The following is a 21,749-nucleotide window of genomic DNA, read 5'->3' as shown; positions in this document are numbered from 1 at the left end:
CCGTGATCAGCCAGGTCGACGAGGCGTTGTGCCGGCTCATCGCACCCCATCTGCCGGAGGGGACGGTGGTCCGGCTCGATCCGCCGAAACCCACCTGGCAGACCGAGACACGGGTGTCGAGCGTCGATCTGTTCCTCTTCGCCCTGCACGGCGCCGGCCCGGGAACCGGCGCCGTGCGGGCGAAGCGGTGCCGTCTGTCCTATTTGGTCACCGCGCGGGCGGACAAGGTCCGCGACGAGCACACGCTGCTCGACCGCTCGCTGGGCGTCCTGATCGGGACGGAGTTCCTCGTGGTCGACGAGCAGCCGTTGCCGATCACCCTGGAGGAGACCGATCCGACCGGGTTGTGGGTCAGCCTCGGCCTGCCCGCCCGTGCGGCGTTCGTCGTCACGGTCACGGCGGAGTACCGAGACTGAGCACCGAGGCCCGCCGCAGGACCACCCCGCCGATGGACGCCAGCTCGCCGCCGAAGAGCTCGCACCATTCGGCGGCGTTCCCCGGCGGGCCGCAGTCACCCGCCCGTCTCGCCCATTCCGCGCGGACTTCGAGGCGGTAGCCGAGGATGCCGGTCAGGGTCAGCCCGTTCCGGCTGGCGCCGACCCCGCACATGCCGCGGTAGAGCCTCCCGTCCGGCGGTTCGAACTCGGCGCTTCGCTGGACGAACCGATGGCCCGCCGCCCCGGTGACGGTCGCGACCGGCGTGTCGATCCCGCTGACGAACAGGCCTTTGGAGAGCAGGTCGAGCGCTTCGGCCTCCATCCGCTCCACCACGCCGGGAGGGCGGCGGCACGCGTACAGCGCGCCGTCGAAGGACAACCGCACGGTGACCGCCACCTTGCCGATCTCCAGGGTCGCCGCGGCCACCGGACTCACCGGTGGGCGGTACCGGAACGCCGTCGCATGCACCCCCCGACGGTAAGTCGCCGCGCTGACACCGGCCTTGCCCGATCGGGACGTCCTTGGGGCGTTTCTTAGCGAGGGACCCGCTCGGCCGGCCACCGCACCTCGGCCACGTCTCCCGGCCGGGGCACCTTCAGGAACAGGCTGAACACCGCCGGCTGCTTGCTCGACAGCTCCAGCCTGCCGCCGTCGGCCTCGATGAGCGCGCGGGCGAGCGCGAGACCCACACCGGTCGAGCCGCCGCCGGAGAATCCGCGTTCGAAGATGTGCGGAGCCAGCTCGTCGGGCACCCCGGAGCCGGTGTCGGCGACCTCGATGACGACGGTGCCGTCCGCGTCGCCGCGCCGGGCGGCGAGCGTGACCGTTCCCGCGCCGTGGCGCAGCGCGTTGTCGAGCAGGACGCCGACGACCTCGCGCAACCGGCCGGGCGTCGCCCTCGCCCGCAACCCGTCGGTGACGCGGATCCGCAGATGCCTGCCCTCGGCGCGAAGCAGCTGCCGCCACTCTTCGGAAACCTCGGGGAGCACTTCCGGCAGATTCACCGGTTCCGCGCCGACCTCGCGCGCCGCCCGCGCGGCGGCCAGCAGTTCGTCCAGCGCTTCGGCGAGCCGGTCCGCCTGTTCCTGCGCGGCCTTCGCCTCGTCGACGACGTCCTGATCGGAGTGGACGGTCAGCGGTTCGAGCCGCAGCTGCAACGCGGTCAACCGGCTCCGCAACTGATGAGAGACGTCGCCGACGAGCTGGCGTTCCCGCTGGACGAGCTGGGCGAGCGCCGAGCCGGACGCGTCGAGCGCTTCGGCGACCATGTCGAGCTCGCCGACGCCGTAGCGCTTCGGATCCGGCCGGAAATCACCGCCGCCGAGTTTGACCGCGCGATCCGCGACGTGTCTCAGCGGTTTCGCGAGCCTTCGCGCGGTCACCGTCGCGACCACCGTGCCGGTGCCCACCGACAGCACGACCAGCAGCAGCACCAGCAGCGTCACCTGCGTCTGGCGGGTGCGCATCGGCCCGGCGGGCACGGACAGCTCGACCTCGCCGTGCAGCGCGATCGGCGCCCGCTCGGACACCACGTCCGAGCCGGGGTCGGAGCCGTAGCGCTTCTCGATCTGCCCTTGCGCGCGGACGGTCAGCAGACCACCCTGCGGCACGGCGACCCGGACCAGGTCGAGGTTGATCGGCTGGCCGACGGCGATCTCGCTGTCCAGCGTCGCCGCTATCCCACGGGCGGAGGACGCGAGGTTCTCGCGGTTGAGGTTCTCGACGAGTTGCCACGCGGTGATCCCCAGCGGGATGCCCAGCACGGCCGCGGTGACCGCGACGGCGAGCAGGATCGCCAGGAGGATGCGGCGGCGCATGCTATTCCGCGTTGAAGCGGAAGCCGACGCCGCGGACGGTGGCTATCCGCCGTTCGCCGTCGCCGTTCCCGCCGGGTTTGCCCGCGCGGCCCGCCGCCTCGTCGGCCGCGATGCTGAGCTTCCGCCGGAGCCACGACATGTGCATGTCGAGTGTCTTCGAGGTCTTGGATTCGAGGTCATTCCACACCTCGGCGAGGATCTCGTCGCGGCTGACCACTTGGCCGGCCCGGCTCATCAGCACCCGGAGCAGCTCGAACTCCTTGTTCGCCAGCTGCACCTCGTGCAGGTCGACGGTGACCATCCGGGCACCGAGGTCCATCCGCACTCCCCCGGCCTCCAGCACGTCGGGCGCCCGGCGGCGGAGCAGCGCCCGGATGCGGGCCAGCAGTTCGGCCAGCCGGAACGGCTTGGCGACGTAGTCGTCGGCGCCGGCGTCGAGCCCGACCACGAAGTCGACCTCGTCCGTGCGCGCGGTGAGCATCAGCACGGGCACCTCGGTGCCGCTGGCGCGCAGGCGGCGGCACACCTCGAGCCCGTCCATCCCCGGGAGGCCGAGATCGAGCACCAGGAGGTCCACGCGGTCGCTCTCGGTCGCGTCGAGGGCGGCGGGCCCGTCGCCGACGACCCGCACCTCGTACCCCTCCCGCTGGAGTGCGCGGGAAAGCGGATCGGCGATGGCCGGGTCGTCCTCGGCGAGTAGCACCATGCTCACCTGGCCAACTCTACGACTGCCGGGCGTGAAACCATCGTGACCGTGCCCGGCTACGAGAATGATCTTGAACTCGCCACTCGGCTGGCCGACGCCGCCGACGCCATCACCACCGCCCGGTTCCGCGCGCTCGACCTGGCCGTGGAACGCAAACCCGACCGGACGCCGGTCACCGACGCGGACACCGCCGTCGAGGACGCCATCCGCGCGATCCTCGCCACGGACCGGCCGGACGACGCGGTGCTCGGCGAAGAACGCGGCGGCACCGCCGCGACCGGACGCGCCTGGGTGCTCGACCCGATCGACGGGACCAAGAACTTCCTGCGCGGCGTCCCGGTGTGGGCGACGCTGATCGCGCTGGTGGAGGACGGCGACCCCGTGGTGGGCATGATCAGCGCACCGCTGCTCGGCCGCCGCTGGTGGGCCGCGACCGGCGACGGCGCCTGGATGAGCGACTCCGCCGGGGAACGCCGCATCTCGGTGTCGAAGGTCGCGTCGCTCGAAGACGCGTATCTGTCCACAACGGACCTGAACTCGTGGGTGGAGTACCACTCACGCGAGAAGTACCTCGACCTCGTCGACGCGTGCTGGGAAAGCCGCGCTTTCGGCGATTTCTGGCACCACTGCCTGGTCGCCGAGGGCGCGCTCGACGTCACCGCGGAATGCATCGTGAACCCGTGGGACGTCGCCGCGGCCCAGGTGCTGGTCACCGAGGCCGGTGGCCGCTTCAGCGACCTGAACGGCGAAGCGCGCTACGACAACGGGTCGGCGCTTTCGACGAACGGGCTGCTCCACGACGAGGTCTTGGCGATCCTGAAGCGCTGAACGCGCTCACTGCGCGCCGGGCAGCAGCCCGACGGCACCGCGCGCGACCTGCGACCAGGCGAGACGTCCGAAGAGGTAGTGGCAGGCGACCTGTTCGCTGGTGAACCGCGCCCAGTCGTACCGGTTGCCCTGCTCCCGCCAGAAGACCTCCCAGGCGGGCTCGGCCCCCTCTTCCTCGGTGCGCATGAGGCACCAGGCGTTGTCCACCTCCGCGCCGACCGAGACCACTTCGGGCGGCACGCCCAGCGCGGCCAGCCACCGCAGGATCGTCCCCGTGTTCACCGAACCTCCCCCGTGACGTCCGCCAGGAAGCCCAGCGTGACGAGTTCATCGGCGCCGAGCACCGTGCGAAAGCGCACTCCGCCGCCCGGCTGCCCGAACCATCCGGCGGTCACCGAGCGCCAGACCGGCAGCGGCCGGACGACGCGGTAACGCCGGTAGGCACCGGCCCGGTCCGGCGGCAGCGAGCGCATGGGGAACAGGGTCGCGTCCTCGGCGAACACCCGGCCGTGCTGATCCCCGAAACGGTCGAGATGGGTACCGGCCTCGAGCATCGTCGGCGTCGCCGGATCACTGTCGGAGGGCCACAGATAGCCCGTTCCGGTCGTGAAGCGCTCTTTCCAGTCCTCTTCGGACAATTCGCCCCACGGATGGTGACCCCTGGTCAACTCCGGCGGCGGAACGGCGGCCGGAGTCGTCGGCGAACGCCGGAATCCGCTGCTGACATGGGACAACGCGTCCAGGTCGTCGAGCACGTCCGCCTCGGGATGGTCCTGCGGGCCGGAACCGCCCTCGGGCAGCGGCAGCTGACGCGCGGGTTTGCCCATCGCGACCGGGAGATGCCCGATCGGGAACATGTGCACGAGGAACAGCGCGATCACGCTCTCGCGTTCCGTCCGCAACGCCCCCATGGGCGGTGGGGCGGCGGGCTTCGGCGGGAAGGGCACCCGCAAGGGCGCCACCGAAGGCGGCCACGGCGAAGGCGCGTACGGAGCGCGAGCCCCGTGCGGTGGTGTCGGGGCGTCGTACTCGACGGGCAGCCGGATCGGGCCCGTTCCGGCCTCGCTCGGATCGGTCACCGCACCTCCCCCAAGGAATCGGTTCCCACCGGTGAACGGGGGAGGCAGCGGACAGGACGCGTTACGACCTTAGCGCCGACCGGCGTTCTCGTCGGCGGATACCCGAAAGCGCATCAAGGCCCGGGACGGCGGACGACGTTCGACGAGTTCGAATCCCGCTTTCGCGAAAACGCTCACCGTGCCGTGGTACAGGTCCGCACCCGGTCTCTTGCCCAGTACCTCGACGGGGTAACCCTCGACGACGCGCGCCCCACGCCCCGCCGCGAAGTCGACCGCGGCCCGCAGCAAGGCGGCGGAAACCCCTTGGCGGCGGAAACCCCTTGGCGGCGGCTCTTCCGGCCGATGTAGAAGCACGTCACCGACCAGACCCCGGTGTGGTCGCCGGGCGACGCCGCGACCGGCGACCTCGCCAGCCTCGGATTGTCCAGCCGGGGCGAGACGGCGACCCAGCCGACCGGCTCGTCGTCGGCCAAGGCCAGCAGCCCCAACGGTTTCCCGGCAGCGACCTCGTCGCGGACGTGGGCTTTGCGGCCGTCCTTGCCCGCCTGCTTGAACTCGGGCCCGGTCAGCCGGAAGAAGGCGCACCAGCAGCCGCCCTGCACCCCTCCCGGCCCGAACAGCCGCTCGAAAAGCGGCCAGGTCTCATCCGTGAGTTCCGCGAACCTCATCCGGCGAGCGCGTTGACCACCCGGGACGGACTCGGCCTTCCCAGCTTGCCCGCCATCCACTTGCTCGTCGCCACCAGCGCGTCGAGATCGACACCGGTTTCGACGCCGAGACCGTCGAGCATCCACACGAGATCCTCGGTCGCGAGGTTCCCGGTGGCCGATTCGGCGTACGGGCAGCCGCCGAGGCCGCCGGCCGAAGAGTCCACAGTGGACACGCCGCAGCGGAGGGCGGCCAACGTGTTCGCGAGCGCCTGGCCGTAGGTGTCGTGGAAATGGACGGCCAGGGTGTCGACGCCGGCGAACTCCCCGATCAGCGTCTCGACCTGACCCGCGGTGGCGACGCCGATCGTGTCGCCGAGCGAGAGCTGCGAGCAGCCCAGGTCCAGCAGCCGCTTACCCACTCCGGCGACCTGCGCGGCCGGGACGGCGCCCTCCCACGGGTCGCCGAAGCACATCGACACGTACCCGCGGACGTCGAGCCCCGCGTCCCGCGCCCTCGTGACGACCGGCTCGAACATCGCGAACTGGTCGTCGACCGTCGAGTTGAGGTTCTTCTTGGCGAAGGTCTCGGTGGCGCTGGCGAAGATCGCGATATGCGAGACACCGGCCTCCAGTGCCCTGTCCAGCCCACGCTCGTTAGGCACGAGCACCGGGTACCGGACGCCCTCGCGCTTCTCGAGCCCGGCCAGGAGCTGCTCCGCGTCGGCCAGCTGCGGCACCCATTTCGGGCTCACGAAGCTGGTCGCCTCGAGCGTGGTCAGCCCGGAATCGGCGAGCCTGTCCAGGAATTCGAGTTTGACCTCGACCGGGACGATCGACTTCTCGTTCTGGAGACCGTCACGCGGGCCGACCTCCCAGATCGTCACCCGCTCCGGCAGGGAGTAGACGGACGGGACCTTTTCGGGCAGCCCCAGCTCTCGCGTGCCCATCAGCGGCGCCGGTTTCCGCGCGGCGGGTGCCCCTGCGGCGGCAGCGGCTCGGTCTGCTGCGGTCCCGGCGCGAAGTCGTCGTACGGGTTGTCGTTGACTTCGCGGTAGATGACCGTGTGCACGCGCTCGACCTTGGGGATGTCGTCGAACTTCAGCGGTTCGTCCGAAGCGGACTCGATCACCAGCGTGCCACAGCCGAACACGCGGTCCAGCAGCCCGTGCTCGAACTGGACGCTGTTGATCCGCGACAGCGGGATGTCGATACCGGTCCGCTTGAGCACACCTTCGCGGGCGATCAACCGGTCCGTGGTGACGATGAAATGCGTCGTGCGCCACCGGACGAACGGCGCCAGGAACAGCCACACGACGAGACCGAGCCCGACCGCGGCGATCGCGATCTCGGAGATCAGGTCCCACGGGGCCGTCGCGTCCTTCGCGATGACGGCCAGCCAAATCCCCACGCCGAGCGTGACGATCAGCGCGAGGAACGGGAAGATCAGCATCTTGAAATGCGGGTGACTGTGCACCACGACGTGCTCGTTCTCGCTGAGCAAATCGTCCGGATAGGCCACGACGGACGCTCCCAAAGTGTGTTCGGCGCTGGTGAGCTCACCGTACCGGCGAACGGTCCCGGCGGAAGAGGAGACGCCGGAAATCGAGACGCACGGATCAGGCCTTGGCTGGCCGCACGTGGACGACGTCTCCGGCGAACACCGTGTACCGCTCACCACCGGGAACGTCGACCTGGAGCTGGCCGGCGGGATCGATGTCTGCGGCGCGGCCGGTGAGCGCCGAGCCGTCGGGCAGCTGGACCTCGACGTCCTGGCCCAGCGTGGCGCAGTACCGCCGGTAGTCCCCGAGCAGGCCGGCCTCGGCCAGCGACCCGCCCGCGAGCCGCCAGCGGCGTTCGAGCTCGTCGAACGCGGTGAGCAGCCGGACGGCGATCTCGGCGCGGTCGGTCTCCGTCGCCCCCTGCTCGGCCAGCGAGGTCGCGGGCAGGCCGCCGGGCCCGGCCGGGACGCTCTCGCCGAGCGGCAGCACGTTCACGCCGACGCCGAGGATCACGGTGGTGTCGTCACCGGCGACGGCCTCCGCCAGGATGCCCGCGCATTTGGCGCGGTCCGGGCCGGCGAGGACGTCGTTCGGCCACTTGAGGACGGCGTCGACGCCCAGTCCCTCGGCGATCTCCCGGACCGCGAGGCCCGCGACCACGGAAAGTGAACCCAAATTGGCGAACGGGACGCCGCCCGGGCGCAGCAGCACACTGACGTAGAGGCCCGATCCCTTCGGCGAAGACCAGTGCCGGGCGCGGCGGCCGACCCCGGCCGTCTGCTCCTCGGCGATCAGCACCGTGCGGTCTTCAGCCCCCTTCGCGGCGGCTTCCCGCAGGTCGGCGTTGGTGGACCCGGTGCTCGCCACGACCTGGATCGCGGCGTACCGGCCGGACAGCGCGGCACTCAGACGCCCGGCGTCGAGCGCTCCCGTCTCACTCATTCGTCCAGAATATGAGAGTCCCCCTAACGTGCAAGGCGTTCGCTCGTTACGCAGAGGTGGTCTCCAATAATCTGGACGGCGTGACCGAGCCCGAGCCCGCCCCGAGCGCGTCCGAACCCAGCCCGAAGAAGTCGTGGGCGCACGGCGTGGCGATGCGCGGCCTGGTCGCGCTCCCGCTGGTCGCGGGACTCGCGACGGCGGGCTGGCTGCTCGCGGGCGGGAACGATCCCGCCCCGGTCGACGGACGTCAGCCCGTGCCCGTTCCCGCCGCGAAGCAGGACCCGGCCACCGTCGGCGGCGGCGCGGGTCCGTCGGTCCTGGAGGTCAGCGCGCCGGTCAAGGCGCAGGAGACGCCGAAGGGCGCCCGGCCGCTCGAAGAGTGGGCGGGGAAGCTGGCCGGGCCGCTCGACATCCCGGCGAAGTCGCTCATGGGCTACGCGAACGGCGAACTGGCGCTGCGCGGCGAGCAGCCGAACTGTCACCTGTCCTGGGTCACCCTGGCCGGGATCGGCGCGGCGAGCTCGAACCACGGACGTGGCGGCGACAACCCCCTCGGCCTGTCGGCGCAGCAGTGGAAGAAGCACGGCGCGTCGATCCCCGGCATCGCGAAACCCGCGCTCGCCGACCCCGACTCCGCTTCGGTCGCCGCGGGCCGCGCCCTGTGCGCTTCCGGGGCCGACCTCGGCGGCGGCAACGGCTGGTGGAAGGCCATCGCCGCTTACCAGGGCGGCAAGGGCAACGAGGCCGAACTGTTCCGCCAGCGTGTCCTGGGCAACGCGCAGCTGTACGCGACCCTGTCCCTCGACCCGGCGCGCTCCGCCAGCCCCGCCGTGAAGGCGACCCGCTTCGCCCTCGGCCAGCTGGGCCTCCCGTACGTGTGGGGCGGCAACGGCCCCGAAGCGGGCGCGGCGGGCTTCGACTGCTCCGGGCTGACCAAGGCGTCCTACGACGAAGCCGGTGTCGCGCTCCCGCGGACCGCGGACAGCCAGTTCCGCGCGCTGCCGCAGGTGGCCGGCGAGCCGAAGCTCGGCGATCTCGTGTTCTACGGGAACCCGTCGACGCGGATCCACCATGTGGGGCTGTACCTCGGGAACGGGCTGATGATCAACGCGCCCACCGAGGGCCAGGCGATCCAGATCCACACGTATCACTCGAAGGGCGACGACTACACGGGTGCGGGACGGCCCGCGGCCTGACCTCAACCGGCCAATCGGCGATGGCGGCCGTCGCCGATGCCTACCGTGTGCTCATGCGTGAGATCGAGTTCCGCCGGTTTTCCACGGAGCCGAGGCGACCGGACGAGCGGGAAACGTGGCTCGAATTCCTGATCGACGGCGTTTCCTTCCTGGACCTGGTGCGCGAGGCCGAACTTCCCGACGCGCTCGCGGAACAGAAGGAGCGCAGCGAGGAGTTCCCGACGGAGCCCGCGCCCTTGCTCGCCGGGGATTACGCGAATTCGACGCACCTTTCCGCCGGGCATCTACTAGGCGAAGCGCCGGATCGCGTTCCGCATGGCGCGGAAGACGACGAGTACCTGTTGCTGGGGTGCGCGTGCGGTATCGAGGAGTGCTGGGCACTCGTGGCGAAGATCGAGGCGGACGAAGACACGGTGACGTGGTCGGATCTCCGGAACACGTACCGGGACTGGAACTACGACTCGATGGGTGTTCTGACGTTCTCGCGCCAGGAGTACGAGAGGTCGCTTCGCGCCGCTTTCGGCAGCTGAACTTTCGGCTATCCGACAGATCCAGCCGGAGCCGGTGTCGGTGTCGCGAAAGCCACTTTCGGGACATCAGACGCCCCGAAAGTGGCTTTCGCGACACGGCCTCACGGCGCGATCCAGACCGTCACCCGGGTAGGCCGATGACGCCGCGAACCCGGCGACGACTGACGCACGACTCGCCCCTCCGAGCGCCCCGTCAACGGCGTCGTCGCGTCTGCCTCGTACAGCACGATCTCCGCTTCCGCCGCTAGGGCGAGAGCCTGAGCGACCGAAAGTCCCACGAACTCCGGGATCGGCCACGGCATGTCGTAGTTCAGGTTCCGTGACACGCCACCCATATGGCACCTCCCGATATACGCAGCTGATGAACGGCGGGCATCGGCATGTCCCGGGAGAACGGCCAGCCGATTCCCGGCCCGAGTCCGGCGAGAAGGCGGGACACGAAGGTTCCGTGACTGCCCACCAGCACGACACCGCCGTCATACTCCTCCGCGAGCCGATCGACCGCGGCCATCGCCCGTACGGTCAGCTGCCGCAGGCTCTCGCCACCCGGACGCGCGAAATCCGGATCGGCCCAGCTGCGCTCGTAGTGGACGGCGTAGTCCGGTGTCGGCTCCAGGCCCGAGTCCCATTCGCGCAGCTCCCAGCGCGTCGTGACTTCGAGCCCCGCCGCGGTGGCCGCGGGCGCGACCGTCGCGACGGCTCGCCGGTACGGGCTCGACACGACCACCGTCGGGTTCATCGCGACGAGTTCGTGCGCGAGCAGTTCCGCAGCCGCCACGCCCGCCGCGGTCAGCGGCCGCTCCGGGTCGTCGGGCTTCCCCGGCGGCGGCGGAACGGACTCGGCATGCCGGACGAGGACGATCTCGCAGCTCACGAATGAGCGGCCAGCCACTCGAGCGCGTCCTCCCCGTGGCGCAGAACCGACACATGCCCGTCCTCAGGGAACACGCGGGCCTCGGCCGTGGCGCACTGCCGCGCCAGCCACTCGCCGTGCGCGAGCGGCGCGACCCGGTCCTCGCCGCCGTGCAAGAACAGCGCCGGGGCACGGAGGTCGGACGGCTGGAAACCCCATGGCGTGACGTACGCGAGATCGTCGTCGATCAGCGCACCGGGTCCGCCCTCGACCGCGGGGCCGACGACGTCGAGGAACCACTTCCAGTCACCCGACAAGGCGGCATGGTCCGCCGGCGTGAACATCTCCGCGTCGTATTCGGCCGTCGCCTCGTACCGCTCTTTTTCGGCCCGCCCCGCCACGGCGGCCGTCAGGGATGCGACGCCCGCCGCGCCCATCCCCGCGAACCAGTCCAGCCCGGCGGCGCCGTACGGAGCCATGCCCGCGACGCAGACCGTCGCCGACACCCGGTCCGGCAGCAGAGCCGCGCAGGCCAACGCGTGCGGGCCGCCGCCGGAATGCCCGAAGACCGCGAACCGCTCGATTCCCAGGGCGTCGGCGATCTTCTCGACGTCCGACGCCGCCGACGCGACATCCCGGCCGGGCCGCGGCGACGAACCGCCGTAGCCGGGCCGGTCGTAGGAGACCCATCTCAGTCCGAGCCGCTCGGCGGCCGGGAACAGCGGGGCGGGCGGGGCGCCGATGTTCGGGGTCCCGTGGTGCCAGAAGACCACCGGCCCGGTCCCGCCCGTGTCGTACGTGTGCAGTGTGGCCCCGTCCCCCAGGTCCACGTCCGACTCGTTCACCATGGCCCGAGCGTAGGGCACCCTGGAGCCATGTCCCGCTATCACGAGATCAAGCACCGGGTGGCCACGACGTTCCAGCGCCACGTCGGCAATCCGATCCTCGTCCGGCTGCCGAACCAGCCGATCCTGGAGACCACGGGCCGCAAATCCGGCGAGGCCCGGCGGACGCCGATCGGTGGCCGCCGGGTGGGCCGTGAGTTCTGGATCGTCTCGGAGTTCGGCGAGAAGTCGCAGTACGTCCGCAACATCCAGGCCGATCCGCGGGTCCGCGTCCGGCTCCGGGGCCGCTGGCACACGGGCACGGCGCACCTGCTCCCCGGCGACGACCCCCGCGCGCGTCTCAAGGCCCTCCCCAGGCTCAACAGCGCCGCCGTACGCGCGATCGGCACGAACCTCCTCACCATCCGGGTCGATCTCGACGATTGAACGTTTGCCTTGACGCCAAGGGCAAGGTTTACGCTCGGGACCATGCGGATCGGCGAACTCGCCGCGCGTACCGGAACCACCACCCGCGCGCTGCGTTTCTATGAGTCACAAGGGCTTCTCGACGCACGGCGCGCGTCGAACGGGTACCGGGAGTACGACGAGGACGACTTCCGTCTGGTGAACGAGATCCTGACCCTGCAAGCGGTGGGGCTCAGTCTGGAGGACACCAGGCCGTTCGTCGAGTGCCTGCGCGCCGGGCACGAGACCGGCGATTCGTGCGCCGATTCGATCGAGGTCTACCAACGCAAACTCGCCGAGGTGGACGCCTGTCTGGCCAGGCTCAACGACGTGCGGGACAGCCTGCTGACCAAACTCGCCGGCGCGCTGAAAACGCCGCCGGGACCGTGCGTCGTCGTGCCGCGAACCGAGGAGGCCTGAGTGTCCCTTTCCGTCGTCACCGACGAAACCTTCCCAGCCCTCGTCCTGGACCAGGACAAGCCCGTCCTGGTGGACTTCTGGGCGCAATGGTGCCCGCCTTGCCACATGATCACGCCGGTGCTGGAGCAGATCGCCGAAGAGCGCGCCGGATCGCTGATCATCCGCAAGCTCAACTCCGATGAAAACCCGCTCACGGCCAGGAACTATCAGGTCATGTCCCTGCCGACGCTGATCCTGTTCCGCGACGGGAGTCCCGTGTGGACGACCGTCGGCGCCCGGCCGAAGGCGCGGCTGCTGGCCGACCTGGACGCCGTTCTTCAGCCGTCCCTCTCGTGAACCGCGAGATAATTGTGTTGCGCGAGCGACACCCCGCTCGCATCCTTCACCCATGACATCGACCCCCGCCTTCCTGCCGCCGTCCACCGTCGTCCGACGGGTGCGGAAGCAGCAGCAGGCCGCGTCCGGGTGGAGGCCGACACCAGTCCGACCGTGAGCGCCGCGTTCGTCGCGGGCCTGCTCGCCGGGTATGGCATCGCCATCCCGGTGGGCGCGGTCGGGACGTATCTGGTGGTACTGACGGTCAGGGCGGGGCTCAGGATCGGCGCGTACGCCGCGCTGGGGGTCGCCACCGCGGACGGGCTTTACGCCCTGGTGGCGGTCCTCGGCGGGGGCACGCTGATTCCGGTCATCGAGCCGATAGCCGTGCCACTGCGCTGGATTTCGGTGGTGGTGCTGCTCGGGCTGGCCGTCCACATAGGATTCACCGGAATCCGGAACTACCGCGACTCCGCGAAGGCCGAGCTGACCGAACCGGTCGCGATCGGGCCGGTGAAGGCCTACGTGAGCCTTCTCGGAATCACTCTGCTGAACCCGATGACGGTGGTCTACTTCGCGGCGCTCGTGCTGGGCAGCGAGGACATGGCCGCGGCGAGCGGAGCGGAACACGTCGTCTTCGTGCTCGCGGCGTTCGCGGCCTCGGCCAGCTGGCAATTGTTCCTCGCGGGCGGCGGCGCCGTGCTCGGCAAGGCGCTGACCGGACGTCGTGGACGGCTGGTGACCGCACTGGCTTCCAGCGCGCTCATCGCCGTCCTCGGTGTTCGCCTCGTTTGGTGACGAATCGAGGGCCGTAGTTGTCCTGATCGCTTGCGAGGCTGCCCTCATGACCGAAACCCGAGAACGTCCGGCTTCCCTCCACTCCTACCTCGCGTACAGCGATGCCCCGAAGGCGCTTCGCTGGCTTGAACGCGCCTTCGGCTTCGAGACCACCACGGAGTACCCCGACGACAAGGGGTTGATCCTGCATTCGGAACTGCGGCGCGGCGAAGTCCGGATCATCGTGTTCAGCGCGGAAGAGGACTACGACCGCCCGGCCCGCAAGGGCGAAACCGTCGGCCACGGCCTCTACGTCAGCCTTCCGACGCAAGAGGCCGTGGACGCCGTCTTCGCTTCCGCTGTCGACGCCGGTGCGACGCCGGTCTGGAAGCCGGAGAACACCGAATGGGGCAACTACCGTTGCCGTGTCGACGATCTCGAAGGGTACGAATGGACGTTCGGCACGTACGTCCCCGGCGAGCCGCAGGGTTAGAGCAGCCGCGCGAACCATTCGCGGGTGCGGCGCAGCAGATCCAGCTGATGCGCCCGTCCGCGAATCGAATGTCCTTCGCCGGGATAGACCACGAAGTCGTGTTCGACGCCGAAGTGGCGTAGCGCGCGATGGAAGAATTCCGCCTGGGACAACGGGACGTTCGTGTCGTCCGCACCGTGCACGATCAGCACGGGGGTCTCGATCTCCGACGCGAAGGAGATCGGGCTGAGCCGATCGTGCCGGTGCGGGCCGGTCCCTTCCCAACCGGTACTCCCGCCGAGCGCGGCTTCGAGCGGGCCGAGCTCGCCGGTCGCGGCTTGCATCCCCCAGTCACAGATTCCGGCGCCCATCAACGCCGCCTTGAACCGCCTGGTCCGCCCGACGGCCCAGGCCGACACGAACCCGCCGTGGCTCCAGCCCGCGATGCCGAGCCGATCCGGGTCGGCCACCCCTTCGGCGACGAGCAGATCGATCCCGGTTTCGAGGTCGCTCCATTCCTCCAGCCCGACGCGTCCCGCGACGGCGGCGGCGAATTCGTGGCCATGTCCTTGTCCCCCACGGGCATTCGGCAGGAAGACCGCGTGCCCCGCCAGCGCGAGCCATTGCGCGGACGGAAACCAGCCGAGCCGGAAGCCGTCCGCGTACCGGTCGTACGGCCCGCCGTGCGGCAAGGTGATCAGGGAGAACGGGCCGTCTTCCCGGGTCTTTCCCGGCGGGAGGACGAGCAGCCCGTCCAGCGTCAGTCCATCAGGAGCCTTGTAGGACAAGCGTTCCTGCGCACCCCAAGTGATTTCGGCGAACTCCGGCGCCGTGTCGCTCACCCGCGTCAAGGGTTCACCGATCGGTCCACAGTGGACATCCTTCGGCCGGTGGGCGGTGCTCAGCACGATGGCCACGATCTCGCCGTTCGACGCGATGGCGTCCGCTTGCCCGCGCCAGAAGGCCACTTCACCTGATCCGAGCCGGTGGAGGGCCGTGTCGAGCCCGTCAGCGACGAGCATCAGCGGCGCACCGGAATCGACCTGCGCGAGCCTGATCGGGCAGGTCGATTCCGGCGTCAGGTTCCGATGGTCGGCCGTGTCCACGGGAACGTCGAAGACCGCCCAGCCACCGACCATCTCCGGTGTCGCGAGATAGGCGACGTGCCAGTCTTCGCCGTCCCGCCACCAGACCGGGCTCGTGGCTTCGACCGCGGTCCTCCCGAGATCGCGCCGCTCTCCGGTTTCCAGGTCCAGCACGGAAAGCCGGGGTTCGAGCCCGCCGGGATCGAGCTCCGGGGTGGGCCAGGTCAGCACCGCGAGCGCCCCGTCGTCCTGACGGCGGGCGACATCGACGACGTGCTCGTCGACCAGTGTCGTGATCTCCCCGGTCCGCCGATCGAAGCTCCGGAGCCGTGCCGGACGGAAGCTCTCACTCCAAACCCAGATTTCCGCGGCCGGTGTCTCGTCCTCGGCGACGAACACGATCCGCTCCCGCATCGGGAGGAACGCGGTGATCTCACTCCGCCAGGCGAACAGCGGCCCGTCCACCGTGTGGATCAGGCCGTCCCGGAGGAAATAGAGGGAATCCGCCGACCACCGGGGCGAGGAACCCTCGGCCAGCTTCCGGGGTTCCTCGCGACCGTCGACGGACGCGAGCCAGATCTCGGGGACGCCCTTCGCGATGGTGTCGACCTGATAGGCGACCCACCGCCCGTCGGCGGAAAGCGCGGGATTCGAGGGGACTCGGCTGTCGACGATCAGCTCAGCGGTCAGCATGTGTTCATACTGCCGACAAAGCCTTCCCCAGTGCGTCGAGCCAGCATCCGGTCCCTTGCTCGCGCCAAGCCGGTTCTTCTTGCCCGTCGAGGAAGGTGCCCTGCTCGATCAGCGTCAGGCGGGTGCCGTCCGCCTCGGGTTCGAGCAGCACTGTCGTGAGCGAGACGGTCGCGAGGACGTCGTCGGTGGACAAGGACGTGGCGTAGACGATCCGCTCGTTGTCGACGATGTCCTCGTAGCGCGAGTCCGCGATCAGCTTCCGGCCGTCGCCATTGGGGCCCGTGGTGATCTCCCGGCCACCGACGCGGAAGTCCAGGGAATGCTCGCCGCCCGGCACGGTGAACCAGCCGGCTTTCTCGGCGGGATCGGCCCAGGCCGCGAAAACGCGTTCCGGCGACACGGGGTAGACGCGTTCGAGGGTGAACGTGGCGTGTTTGACGGTCATGACCTGTTCCCTTCGTCGGAGTCCAGAAAGCCACCAAGACGATCGAGCCGGTGTTCCCAGCCGGTGCGCTGTCCGCCGAGCCAGTCCTCGGCCAGCCGCAGGCCGTCCGGTTCGAGGTGGCAGGTGCGGACCCGCCCCGCCTTCTCCGACCGGACGAGCCCGCTCGCCTCCAGCACCTGGAGGTGCTGCATCACGGCGGGCAGCGACATCGACAGCGGCTGCGCGAGCTCCCCCACCGAGGCGGGTCCCTTAGTGAGGCGCTCGATCATTTCGCGGCGCGTCCCGTCGGACAGCGCCTTGAACACCTGATCCATCCGTTGGTTAGGCACATGCTTAACCATCCGCCCACGCCGAGCAATAGTCAAGTAGATGCTTAACTTTCCGCGGTCATCCCCTCGACGAGCAGCCACTGCGACGCCAGGTACGAGGTCAGCACGAAGGTTTCGAGGTTGGCCCGCACGCGTTCGCTGGTGACGAAGTTGCGGCGGATCAGGATCGCCAGATCCGACGCGGAGAACAGCAGCGCACCGGCGGCGATCCAGGTCCGGCGGTCACCCGACGGGATCACCATCCCGCCCGAAACCTTGGCCTTCGGCGCCAGCACCGGGTCCGCCGCGAGGGTCGACGTCGTGCTCAGCAGTCCCCCGTAGACCGAAAGCACCGAAGACACCGGAGACGGCTTCGGCAACGCCATCGCGACCGCGGCCGCCGCCCAGGCCGCCAGCCGGGGCGGCGCGGTCGCCGCGCGCGGACGGGCACCCCGGCGCCACAGCAGCGCGGAGTACAGCACCTGCATCACGCCGAACGAGGTCGCGCCCTTGATCAGCTCACCGTCTTCATCGGACCGGCCCATGAAATGGTCGCCCGCCCCGGCCGCGACCAACGCGGCGACGAGCAGCCCCTTCTCCCCCGGCGCGAGCCCCCGCGAACGCGCGACCCGGGCGGCGAGCGCCGGCACCGCGGCGGGTTTGGCCGCCAGCTGCAGCTTCCGATTACCCGTCCTGGCGGAGTACACCGTGCCGATCGCGGCGGCGCCGAACAACACCCGTTCGGCGATCTTGAGGGCTTTCACGAACCACCTCCGGAACTTATTTCCGGGTAAGTTACCAGGAGGTCAGTCGAATTCAGACCGCTTCGCGGAAGGTGTTCCGGTACGCGCTCGGCGAGACCCCCAGCGCCGCCTGCAGATGCTGACGCAGCGACGCGGCGGTGCCGAAACCCGCCTCGGCGGCGACCTTGTCCACCGGCAGATCGGTCTCTTCGAGCAGCTGACGTGCCCGTTCGATCCGCTGCTGGGTCAGCCACTGCAACGCCGAAATCCCGACCTCGTCGCGGAACCGCCGCGTGAACGTCCTCGTGCTCATCGCCTCTTTCGCCGCCAGCTCGCGCAGCGTCAGCGGCCTGTCGAGGTTCTCCAGCGCCCAAGCCCGGGCCGCCGCCGTCGACGAGGACTGCGGCTCCGGCACCGGCCGCCGGATGAACTGCGCCTGCCCGCCCTCGCGATGCGGCGAGACGACCGTTCCGCGCGCGACCTCGTTCGCGACCGCGGCACCGTGATCACAGCGGATCATGTGCAGGCAGAGATCGATCCCGGACGCGACGCCCGCCGCGGTGAGGACGTTCCCGTCATCGGTGTAGAGCACGTTCGGGTCGAGGGCGACCTTCGGGAACTTCGCCTGGAAGTCCAGCGCCGAACGCCAATGCGTGGTCGCCTTCCGGCCGTCGAGCAGGCCGGCGGCGGCGAGCACGAAGGCCCCCGTGCAGATCGACGCGATCCTGGCCTCTGGCCGGATCAGTTCCAGCGCCCGGGCGAGCGGCTCGGTGAGGTCGTGCCCGGAGGGTTCGTATTCGGTGGAGGACGCCGGGATGACGACGGTGTCGGCCTCGGCCAGCACTTCCGGCCCGTGCGCGACCGAGATGGTGACGTCGGCGTCGGTCCGGATCTGCCCCGGCTCCGGCGTGCAGGTGACGACTTCGTAGAGCGGCTCGCCATCGGCCGATTTGGCCGTGCCGAACAGCCGGGTGACGATGCCCAGCTCCATCACCAGCATTCCGTGCCGGACCAGCACGGCGACCCGGTGGCGGCCGGGATGCGCGAAAAAGCCCATGGCTCGATTCTTGCACATGTTGTCCATCGGGCCACTCGTTTCGGCGCCGGGCCCGGGCGACGGTGGAACCATGAACGTGCTGTGGATCTTCGCCCACCCCGAACCCCGTTCCCTCGGCGGCTCACTGCGCGACGAGGGCTTGCGCACCCTCCGCGCGCAGGGCGCCGACGTCCGGGAATCCGATCTGTACGCGATGAAATGGAAGGCCGTCGTCGACGCCGACGACTTCGGCCGGGCCGCCTCCACGGAGCGGCTCATCGTCGGCTCGACATCGAAGGACGCGTTCCGGACCGGCGAGCTCGGCGAGGACATCCGCGCCGAACACGAAAAGCTGGCGTGGGCGGACACCGTGATCTTCCAGTTCCCGTTGTGGTGGTACGGAATGCCCGCGATCCTCAAGGGCTGGTTCGACCGCGTCTTCGTCAAGGGTTTCGCCTACGGCGTCCAACGTCCCGACGGCCGGACGGCACGCTACGGCGAAGGAGCGTTGGCCGGGAAACGCGCCATGGTCGTGCTGACCGCGGGCGCGCCGGAGGCCACCATCGGACCGCGTGGCGTGAACGGCGAGATCGGCGATCTGTTGTTCCCGTTGCAGCACGGAACGCTGTGGTACGCGGGCATGTCCGTGCTGCCCCCGTTGACGATCTGCGGCGCCGACCGCGTTTCGCCCGAGCAGTACGAGGCCGCCGCGGAGGCACTCCGCGCGCGGCTGCGGACACTGTCCACTCAGGACCCGATCCCGTTCCGCAGCCAGAACGGCGGCGACTACGACGACGCCCTGGTCCTGCGTGAGGAGCTGGCGCCGGGGCGGAGCGGGATCGGCGTCCACCTCGCCGGTTGACCCAATATTACGTCGCGGTTATATTTCCCTCACGGCACATTAGGAGGTAACCGTGAACGCTCGCGCCCGGTTGGAAACCGTCGGAGAACGTCCGGCGCTGCGGATCGAACGCCGGCTCGCGCATCGGCCGGAACGCGTCTGGCGGGCGATCACCGAACCTTCGGAGCTCGCTAACTGGTTCCCCGCCGCGGTCACCGTCGACCTGCGACCGGGCGGGACCATCGAGTTCACCTTCGAAGGCGAAGAGAAGCCGACTGCGGGTGAAGTCCTCGAAGCCGACGAGCCCCGTGTCTTCGCGTTCAGCTGGAACGACGACGTGCTGCGCTGGGAGATCATCCCGGAGGGTGAAGGCAGCCGTCTGCTGTTCACGCATACGTTCGGCCGGGGTGAACCCGCCATCGCCAGGATCGCCGCGGGCCGCACGGCCGCCGGCTGGGACAGCTGCCTCGTCGCGCTCACCGCCTTGCTCGACGGCGAGGATCACGAGCCCCAGCAGGACTGGGTCGGCCCGATCGAGGCCTACATCGAGGAGTTCGGGCTCGCCGAGGGCGAGGTCCTGGAAACCGGCGACGGCAAGGTGATCCGCTTCCGCCGCGATCTGATCTGGAAACCGCTCGACGAGGTCTGGGCCCTTCTCGCCGCCGAAAAGACCGCGGGGACGGTCATCCGCGAAGAGCCTCCGCGAGTGCTGGAGATCGGCCTGCCGCGAGGCGGCGTCGTCCGCTGGGAGTTCAGCCACTCCGAACTCGACGGCACCATGGTCGAGCTGACCCAGACCGTCCCCGCCGGACAGGACGACGTCGTACCCGAAGCGCTGCGAAGCTGGCGAGAGAAGCTGAAGGAGTTCTTCGCGGCGGCTCACGGGAGCTGATCTCCACCCTGGGGATGACCTCCACCGGACGGACGCGGAGACGCCGCCCGTCTGGTTGAGTTCGCCGTATGAAACAGCCGTCGGCGCTCTCCCAGCGGGTGGCGTACACGATCGACGCGCTCCTCGCGCTGGTGCTCGTCGTGGCCGTCGGCGGGAACCTCGCGGCACAGACCTGGACGTTCCTCGTCGTCATCCCGATGTGGCTCGCCTGGGCGACCGTCGCCGCCAGCGGGATCGCGATCGCGCTACGGCGGCACCGCCCACTGCTCGCCTACGGCCTCGGCCTGGGCAGCCTCGTCCCGGCGCTGATCGCGGGCAACGGGCTGGCCCCGGCCGCGCTCCTGGCCACCGGATGTGCCCTGTACACCGTGGCGCTGGAACACCCGCGGGCCCGCTCGCTGATCGCGATGGGGCTCGGGCTCGTCGTCGTCATGATCTTCGAAGTGCTGCGGCTCGGGCCGAACACGATCGCTTCGACGGCCTTCGCGGGCGGCGGCGTCGCGGGCTCGTGGGCGCTGGGCTGGATGACGCGGCAACGACGCGCGAACCTCGCCCAGCTCGCCGAAACCCAGGCCGATCAGGCGGTTTCCGACGAACGGCTGCGTATCGCGCGCGAGATGCACGACGTCGTCGCGCACAGCATGAGCCTGATCGCGGTCAAGGCGGCCGTCGGCAACCACGTCGCGGAGCAACAGCCCGAAGAAGCACGTGAGGCGTTGCGGGTCATCGAACTCACCAGCCGCGAGACCCTCGTCGAACTCCGGCGGATGCTCGGCGTCCTCCGTTCCGGTGACGGCACGCCTGAGGCCGCGCTCGGGCCCGCGCCGAAACTCGCCGACCTGCGGGCCCTGGCCGAACGCGCCGGACAGGCCGGGGTGCGGGTCGAGCTGACCGGCGAGGCGGTGGACGACCTGCCCGAGGGCGTCGCGCTTTCGGTCTACCGCATCACGCAGGAGGCGGTGACCAACGTCGTGAAACACGCGGGGCCGTCGGCGTGCTGGGTCACGATCACCGAAGGCCCCGGTGAGGTCAGCGTCGAAATCGTCGACGACGGGCGCGGCGAAGGCTCACCGCCCGCCGTGGGCGGGCACGGGTTGATCGGCATGCGCGAACGCGTCGCCGTCTACGGTGGCGACTTCGAGGCGGGCCCGCTGCCCGCCGGGGGATTCCGGGTGTTCGCGCGGCTTCCGTACGCCGCCAAGGAAGTGGGGACACGATGATCCGCGTACTGATCGCCGACGACCAGGCGTTGCTGCGCGGCAGTTTCCGCGTGCTCGTCGACAGCGCGCCGGACCTCGAAGTCGTCGGGGAGGCGAGCGACGGCGCGGAAGCCGCCGAACTCGCCGAGAAGGAGCGCCCCGACGTCGTGCTGATGGACGTCCGCATGCCCGAACTGGACGGGATCGAAGCGACCCGGCGGATCTGCGCGTCGCCCGCCACCGAAGGCGTCCACGTGCTGATGCTGACGACTTTCGACCTCGACGCCTACGTCTATTCGGCCCTGCGCGCGGGCGCGAGCGGATTCCTGCTGAAGGACACCCCGCCCGCCGAACTGCTGACCGCGATCCGCGTCGTCGCGGCGGGCGAAGGACTTCTCGCCCCTTCGATCACGCGAAGGCTCATCGCGGAGTTCGCGCGGCTGCCCGAACCCGGCCAGCGCGTCGCGGCCTCGCTGGACAACATCACCGCGCGGGAACGCGAGGTACTGAGCCTGATCGCGCGCGGCCTGTCGAACGACGAGATCGCCGGGACCCTGCACCTCGGACTGGCGACGGTGAAGACGCACATCGGCCATCTGCTGCACAAACTCGCGGCGCGGGACCGGGCGCAGCTCGTGATCGCGGCTTACGAGTCCGGGCTGGTGCGGGCCTCGGTCTAGCGGCTGGTCGAGTACA

General features: G+C 70.0%; 30 protein-coding genes. 13 read left to right on the top strand and 17 right to left on the bottom strand.

What is annotated here, in order from left to right:
* The first annotated feature begins 2 nt into the window (after positions 1 to 2).
* Positions 3 to 416, top strand: a complete 414-nt coding sequence (locus DMC64_RS05765; RefSeq protein ID WP_037332271.1) for a hypothetical protein — start codon at positions 3 to 5, stop codon at positions 414 to 416.
* Here DMC64_RS05765 and DMC64_RS05760 read toward each other — a convergent pair.
* The 3 genes from DMC64_RS05760 to DMC64_RS05750 all read right to left on the bottom strand — a co-directional run bounded on the left by DMC64_RS05760 (position 394) and on the right by DMC64_RS05750 (position 2,961).
* Positions 394 to 906, bottom strand: a complete 513-nt coding sequence (locus DMC64_RS05760) for a hypothetical protein (RefSeq protein WP_233629573.1) — start codon at positions 904 to 906, stop codon at positions 394 to 396. The two genes, DMC64_RS05765 and DMC64_RS05760, sit on opposite strands and share 23 nt — an antisense overlap.
* A 65-nt stretch (positions 907 to 971) precedes the next feature.
* Positions 972 to 2,255 carry an ATP-binding protein gene (locus DMC64_RS05755; RefSeq protein WP_037332277.1) on the bottom strand — a complete coding sequence of 428 codons (1,284 nt, stop codon included), beginning with the start codon at positions 2,253 to 2,255 and terminating at the stop codon, positions 972 to 974.
* 1 nt (position 2,256) lies between these two features.
* Positions 2,257 to 2,961 carry a response regulator transcription factor gene (locus DMC64_RS05750; protein ID WP_016331364.1) on the bottom strand — a complete coding sequence of 235 codons (705 nt, stop codon included), beginning with the start codon at positions 2,959 to 2,961 and terminating at the stop codon, positions 2,257 to 2,259.
* A gap of 42 nt (positions 2,962 to 3,003) precedes the next feature.
* Here DMC64_RS05750 and hisN point away from each other — a divergent pair, with 42 nt between their 5' ends.
* A complete protein-coding gene (gene hisN, locus DMC64_RS05745) occupies positions 3,004 to 3,789 on the top strand; it encodes a histidinol-phosphatase (protein WP_125732454.1) in 786 nt (261 codons plus the stop codon).
* Between the two features lie 6 nt (positions 3,790 to 3,795).
* Here the strand turns inward: hisN and DMC64_RS05740 are convergent, their stop codons facing one another.
* From DMC64_RS05740 to DMC64_RS05715, 6 genes are all read right to left on the bottom strand, one after another.
* Positions 3,796 to 4,071 carry a hypothetical protein gene (locus tag DMC64_RS05740; RefSeq protein WP_007031910.1) on the bottom strand — a complete coding sequence of 92 codons (276 nt, stop codon included), beginning with the start codon at positions 4,069 to 4,071 and terminating at the stop codon, positions 3,796 to 3,798.
* Positions 4,068 to 4,868 (bottom strand): TNT domain-containing protein, encoded by an 801-nt coding sequence (locus DMC64_RS05735; RefSeq protein WP_125732452.1) that lies wholly within the window; start codon positions 4,866 to 4,868, stop codon positions 4,068 to 4,070. The genes DMC64_RS05740 and DMC64_RS05735 overlap by 4 nt, the downstream gene beginning before the upstream one ends.
* Positions 4,869 to 5,041: 173 nt before the next feature.
* On the bottom strand, positions 5,042 to 5,536 hold the full coding sequence (locus DMC64_RS05730; RefSeq protein ID WP_233629572.1) for a hypothetical protein: 495 nt from the start codon (positions 5,534 to 5,536) through the stop codon (positions 5,042 to 5,044).
* On the bottom strand, positions 5,533 to 6,465 hold the full coding sequence (locus DMC64_RS05725; protein ID WP_125732450.1) for a hydroxymethylglutaryl-CoA lyase: 933 nt from the start codon (positions 6,463 to 6,465) through the stop codon (positions 5,533 to 5,535). The genes DMC64_RS05730 and DMC64_RS05725 overlap by 4 nt, the downstream gene beginning before the upstream one ends.
* The gene (locus DMC64_RS05720) at positions 6,465 to 7,037 is read right to left on the bottom strand and encodes a PH domain-containing protein (RefSeq protein ID WP_037335809.1); all 573 of its coding nucleotides are present in this window, start codon (positions 7,035 to 7,037) and stop codon (positions 6,465 to 6,467) included. The genes DMC64_RS05725 and DMC64_RS05720 overlap by 1 nt, the downstream gene beginning before the upstream one ends.
* A gap of 97 nt (positions 7,038 to 7,134) precedes the next feature.
* Entirely contained in the window at positions 7,135 to 7,959 is an 825-nt protein-coding gene (locus DMC64_RS05715) for a biotin--[acetyl-CoA-carboxylase] ligase (RefSeq protein WP_125732448.1), read from the bottom strand.
* A gap of 80 nt (positions 7,960 to 8,039) precedes the next feature.
* Between DMC64_RS05715 and DMC64_RS05710 the strand changes: the two genes are divergently transcribed.
* Together DMC64_RS05710 and DMC64_RS05705 are read left to right on the top strand one after the other, a co-directional pair.
* Positions 8,040 to 9,155 carry a C40 family peptidase gene (locus DMC64_RS05710; RefSeq protein WP_199754889.1) on the top strand — a complete coding sequence of 372 codons (1,116 nt, stop codon included), beginning with the start codon at positions 8,040 to 8,042 and terminating at the stop codon, positions 9,153 to 9,155.
* Between the two features lie 53 nt (positions 9,156 to 9,208).
* On the top strand, positions 9,209 to 9,685 hold the full coding sequence (locus DMC64_RS05705; protein WP_125732446.1) for a hypothetical protein: 477 nt from the start codon (positions 9,209 to 9,211) through the stop codon (positions 9,683 to 9,685).
* Positions 9,686 to 9,786: 101 nt separating this feature from the next.
* Here DMC64_RS05705 and DMC64_RS05700 read toward each other — a convergent pair whose 3' ends face one another.
* The 3 genes from DMC64_RS05700 to DMC64_RS05690 are packed head-to-tail and all read right to left on the bottom strand — an operon-like array spanning position 9,787 to position 11,386.
* Positions 9,787 to 10,011 (bottom strand): PASTA domain-containing protein, encoded by a 225-nt coding sequence (locus tag DMC64_RS05700; protein WP_125732444.1) that lies wholly within the window; start codon positions 10,009 to 10,011, stop codon positions 9,787 to 9,789.
* Positions 9,996 to 10,577, bottom strand: coding sequence for a histidine phosphatase family protein (locus DMC64_RS05695; RefSeq protein ID WP_233629571.1), 582 nt, complete (start codon positions 10,575 to 10,577; stop codon positions 9,996 to 9,998). Before DMC64_RS05695 ends, DMC64_RS05700 begins: the two co-directional genes overlap by 16 nt.
* Positions 10,556 to 11,386, bottom strand: coding sequence for an alpha/beta fold hydrolase (locus tag DMC64_RS05690; protein WP_125732442.1), 831 nt, complete (start codon positions 11,384 to 11,386; stop codon positions 10,556 to 10,558). The genes DMC64_RS05695 and DMC64_RS05690 overlap by 22 nt, the downstream gene beginning before the upstream one ends.
* Before the next feature lie 27 nt (positions 11,387 to 11,413).
* On the opposite strand from DMC64_RS05690, the gene DMC64_RS05685 reads away from it, so the two are divergent.
* The 5 genes from DMC64_RS05685 (at position 11,414) to DMC64_RS05665 (ending at position 13,832) form a co-directional block, all read left to right on the top strand.
* Positions 11,414 to 11,809, top strand: a complete 396-nt coding sequence (locus tag DMC64_RS05685) for a nitroreductase/quinone reductase family protein (RefSeq protein ID WP_125732440.1) — start codon at positions 11,414 to 11,416, stop codon at positions 11,807 to 11,809.
* Between the two features lie 42 nt (positions 11,810 to 11,851).
* Positions 11,852 to 12,247 carry a MerR family transcriptional regulator gene (locus DMC64_RS05680; RefSeq protein WP_016331353.1) on the top strand — a complete coding sequence of 132 codons (396 nt, stop codon included), beginning with the start codon at positions 11,852 to 11,854 and terminating at the stop codon, positions 12,245 to 12,247.
* Positions 12,248 to 12,583: a thioredoxin gene (trxA, locus tag DMC64_RS05675; RefSeq protein WP_125732438.1), complete on the top strand. Its 336-nt coding sequence runs from the start codon at positions 12,248 to 12,250 to the stop codon at positions 12,581 to 12,583.
* A gap of 153 nt (positions 12,584 to 12,736) precedes the next feature.
* Positions 12,737 to 13,360 (top strand): LysE/ArgO family amino acid transporter, encoded by a 624-nt coding sequence (locus DMC64_RS05670; protein WP_125732436.1) that lies wholly within the window; start codon positions 12,737 to 12,739, stop codon positions 13,358 to 13,360.
* 46 nt (positions 13,361 to 13,406) lie between these two features.
* Positions 13,407 to 13,832 (top strand): VOC family protein, encoded by a 426-nt coding sequence (locus tag DMC64_RS05665; protein ID WP_125732434.1) that lies wholly within the window; start codon positions 13,407 to 13,409, stop codon positions 13,830 to 13,832.
* On the opposite strand, the gene DMC64_RS05660 is transcribed toward DMC64_RS05665, so the two are convergent.
* From DMC64_RS05660 to DMC64_RS05640, 5 genes are read right to left on the bottom strand one after another with little or no spacing between them, the layout of a single operon-like run.
* Positions 13,829 to 15,589, bottom strand: coding sequence for a prolyl oligopeptidase family serine peptidase (locus DMC64_RS05660; protein ID WP_125732432.1), 1,761 nt, complete (start codon positions 15,587 to 15,589; stop codon positions 13,829 to 13,831). The two genes, DMC64_RS05665 and DMC64_RS05660, sit on opposite strands and share 4 nt — an antisense overlap.
* A 4-nt stretch (positions 15,590 to 15,593) precedes the next feature.
* Positions 15,594 to 16,034 carry an SRPBCC family protein gene (locus DMC64_RS05655; RefSeq protein ID WP_125732430.1) on the bottom strand — a complete coding sequence of 147 codons (441 nt, stop codon included), beginning with the start codon at positions 16,032 to 16,034 and terminating at the stop codon, positions 15,594 to 15,596.
* On the bottom strand, positions 16,031 to 16,348 hold the full coding sequence (locus DMC64_RS05650; protein WP_125732909.1) for a helix-turn-helix transcriptional regulator: 318 nt from the start codon (positions 16,346 to 16,348) through the stop codon (positions 16,031 to 16,033). Before DMC64_RS05650 ends, DMC64_RS05655 begins: the two co-directional genes overlap by 4 nt.
* A 59-nt stretch (positions 16,349 to 16,407) precedes the next feature.
* A complete protein-coding gene (locus tag DMC64_RS05645; protein ID WP_125732428.1) occupies positions 16,408 to 17,106 on the bottom strand; it encodes a lysoplasmalogenase family protein in 699 nt (232 codons plus the stop codon).
* Positions 17,107 to 17,158: 52 nt separating this feature from the next.
* Positions 17,159 to 18,169, bottom strand: coding sequence for a GlxA family transcriptional regulator (locus tag DMC64_RS05640; RefSeq protein ID WP_072028828.1), 1,011 nt, complete (start codon positions 18,167 to 18,169; stop codon positions 17,159 to 17,161).
* Positions 18,170 to 18,212: 43 nt separating this feature from the next.
* Between DMC64_RS05640 and DMC64_RS05635 the strand changes: the two genes are divergently transcribed.
* The 4 genes from DMC64_RS05635 to DMC64_RS05620 all read left to right on the top strand — a co-directional run bounded on the left by DMC64_RS05635 (position 18,213) and on the right by DMC64_RS05620 (position 21,733).
* Positions 18,213 to 18,983 carry an NAD(P)H-dependent oxidoreductase gene (locus tag DMC64_RS05635; protein WP_125732424.1) on the top strand — a complete coding sequence of 257 codons (771 nt, stop codon included), beginning with the start codon at positions 18,213 to 18,215 and terminating at the stop codon, positions 18,981 to 18,983.
* A gap of 52 nt (positions 18,984 to 19,035) precedes the next feature.
* The gene (locus DMC64_RS05630; protein ID WP_125732422.1) at positions 19,036 to 19,854 is read left to right on the top strand and encodes an SRPBCC family protein; all 819 of its coding nucleotides are present in this window, start codon (positions 19,036 to 19,038) and stop codon (positions 19,852 to 19,854) included.
* A 68-nt stretch (positions 19,855 to 19,922) separates the two neighbouring features.
* Entirely contained in the window at positions 19,923 to 21,074 is a 1,152-nt protein-coding gene (locus tag DMC64_RS05625) for a sensor histidine kinase (RefSeq protein ID WP_125732420.1), read from the top strand.
* Positions 21,071 to 21,733: a response regulator transcription factor gene (locus tag DMC64_RS05620; RefSeq protein ID WP_037332311.1), complete on the top strand. Its 663-nt coding sequence runs from the start codon at positions 21,071 to 21,073 to the stop codon at positions 21,731 to 21,733. Before DMC64_RS05625 ends, DMC64_RS05620 begins: the two co-directional genes overlap by 4 nt.
* The last annotated feature ends 16 nt before the right edge of the window (positions 21,734 to 21,749 follow it).

The organism is Amycolatopsis sp. WAC 04197 (assembly GCF_003947475.1).
Taxonomy (GTDB): domain Bacteria; phylum Actinomycetota; class Actinomycetes; order Mycobacteriales; family Pseudonocardiaceae; genus Amycolatopsis; species Amycolatopsis japonica.
This window is presented reverse-complemented; position numbering and strand designations above follow the sequence as displayed.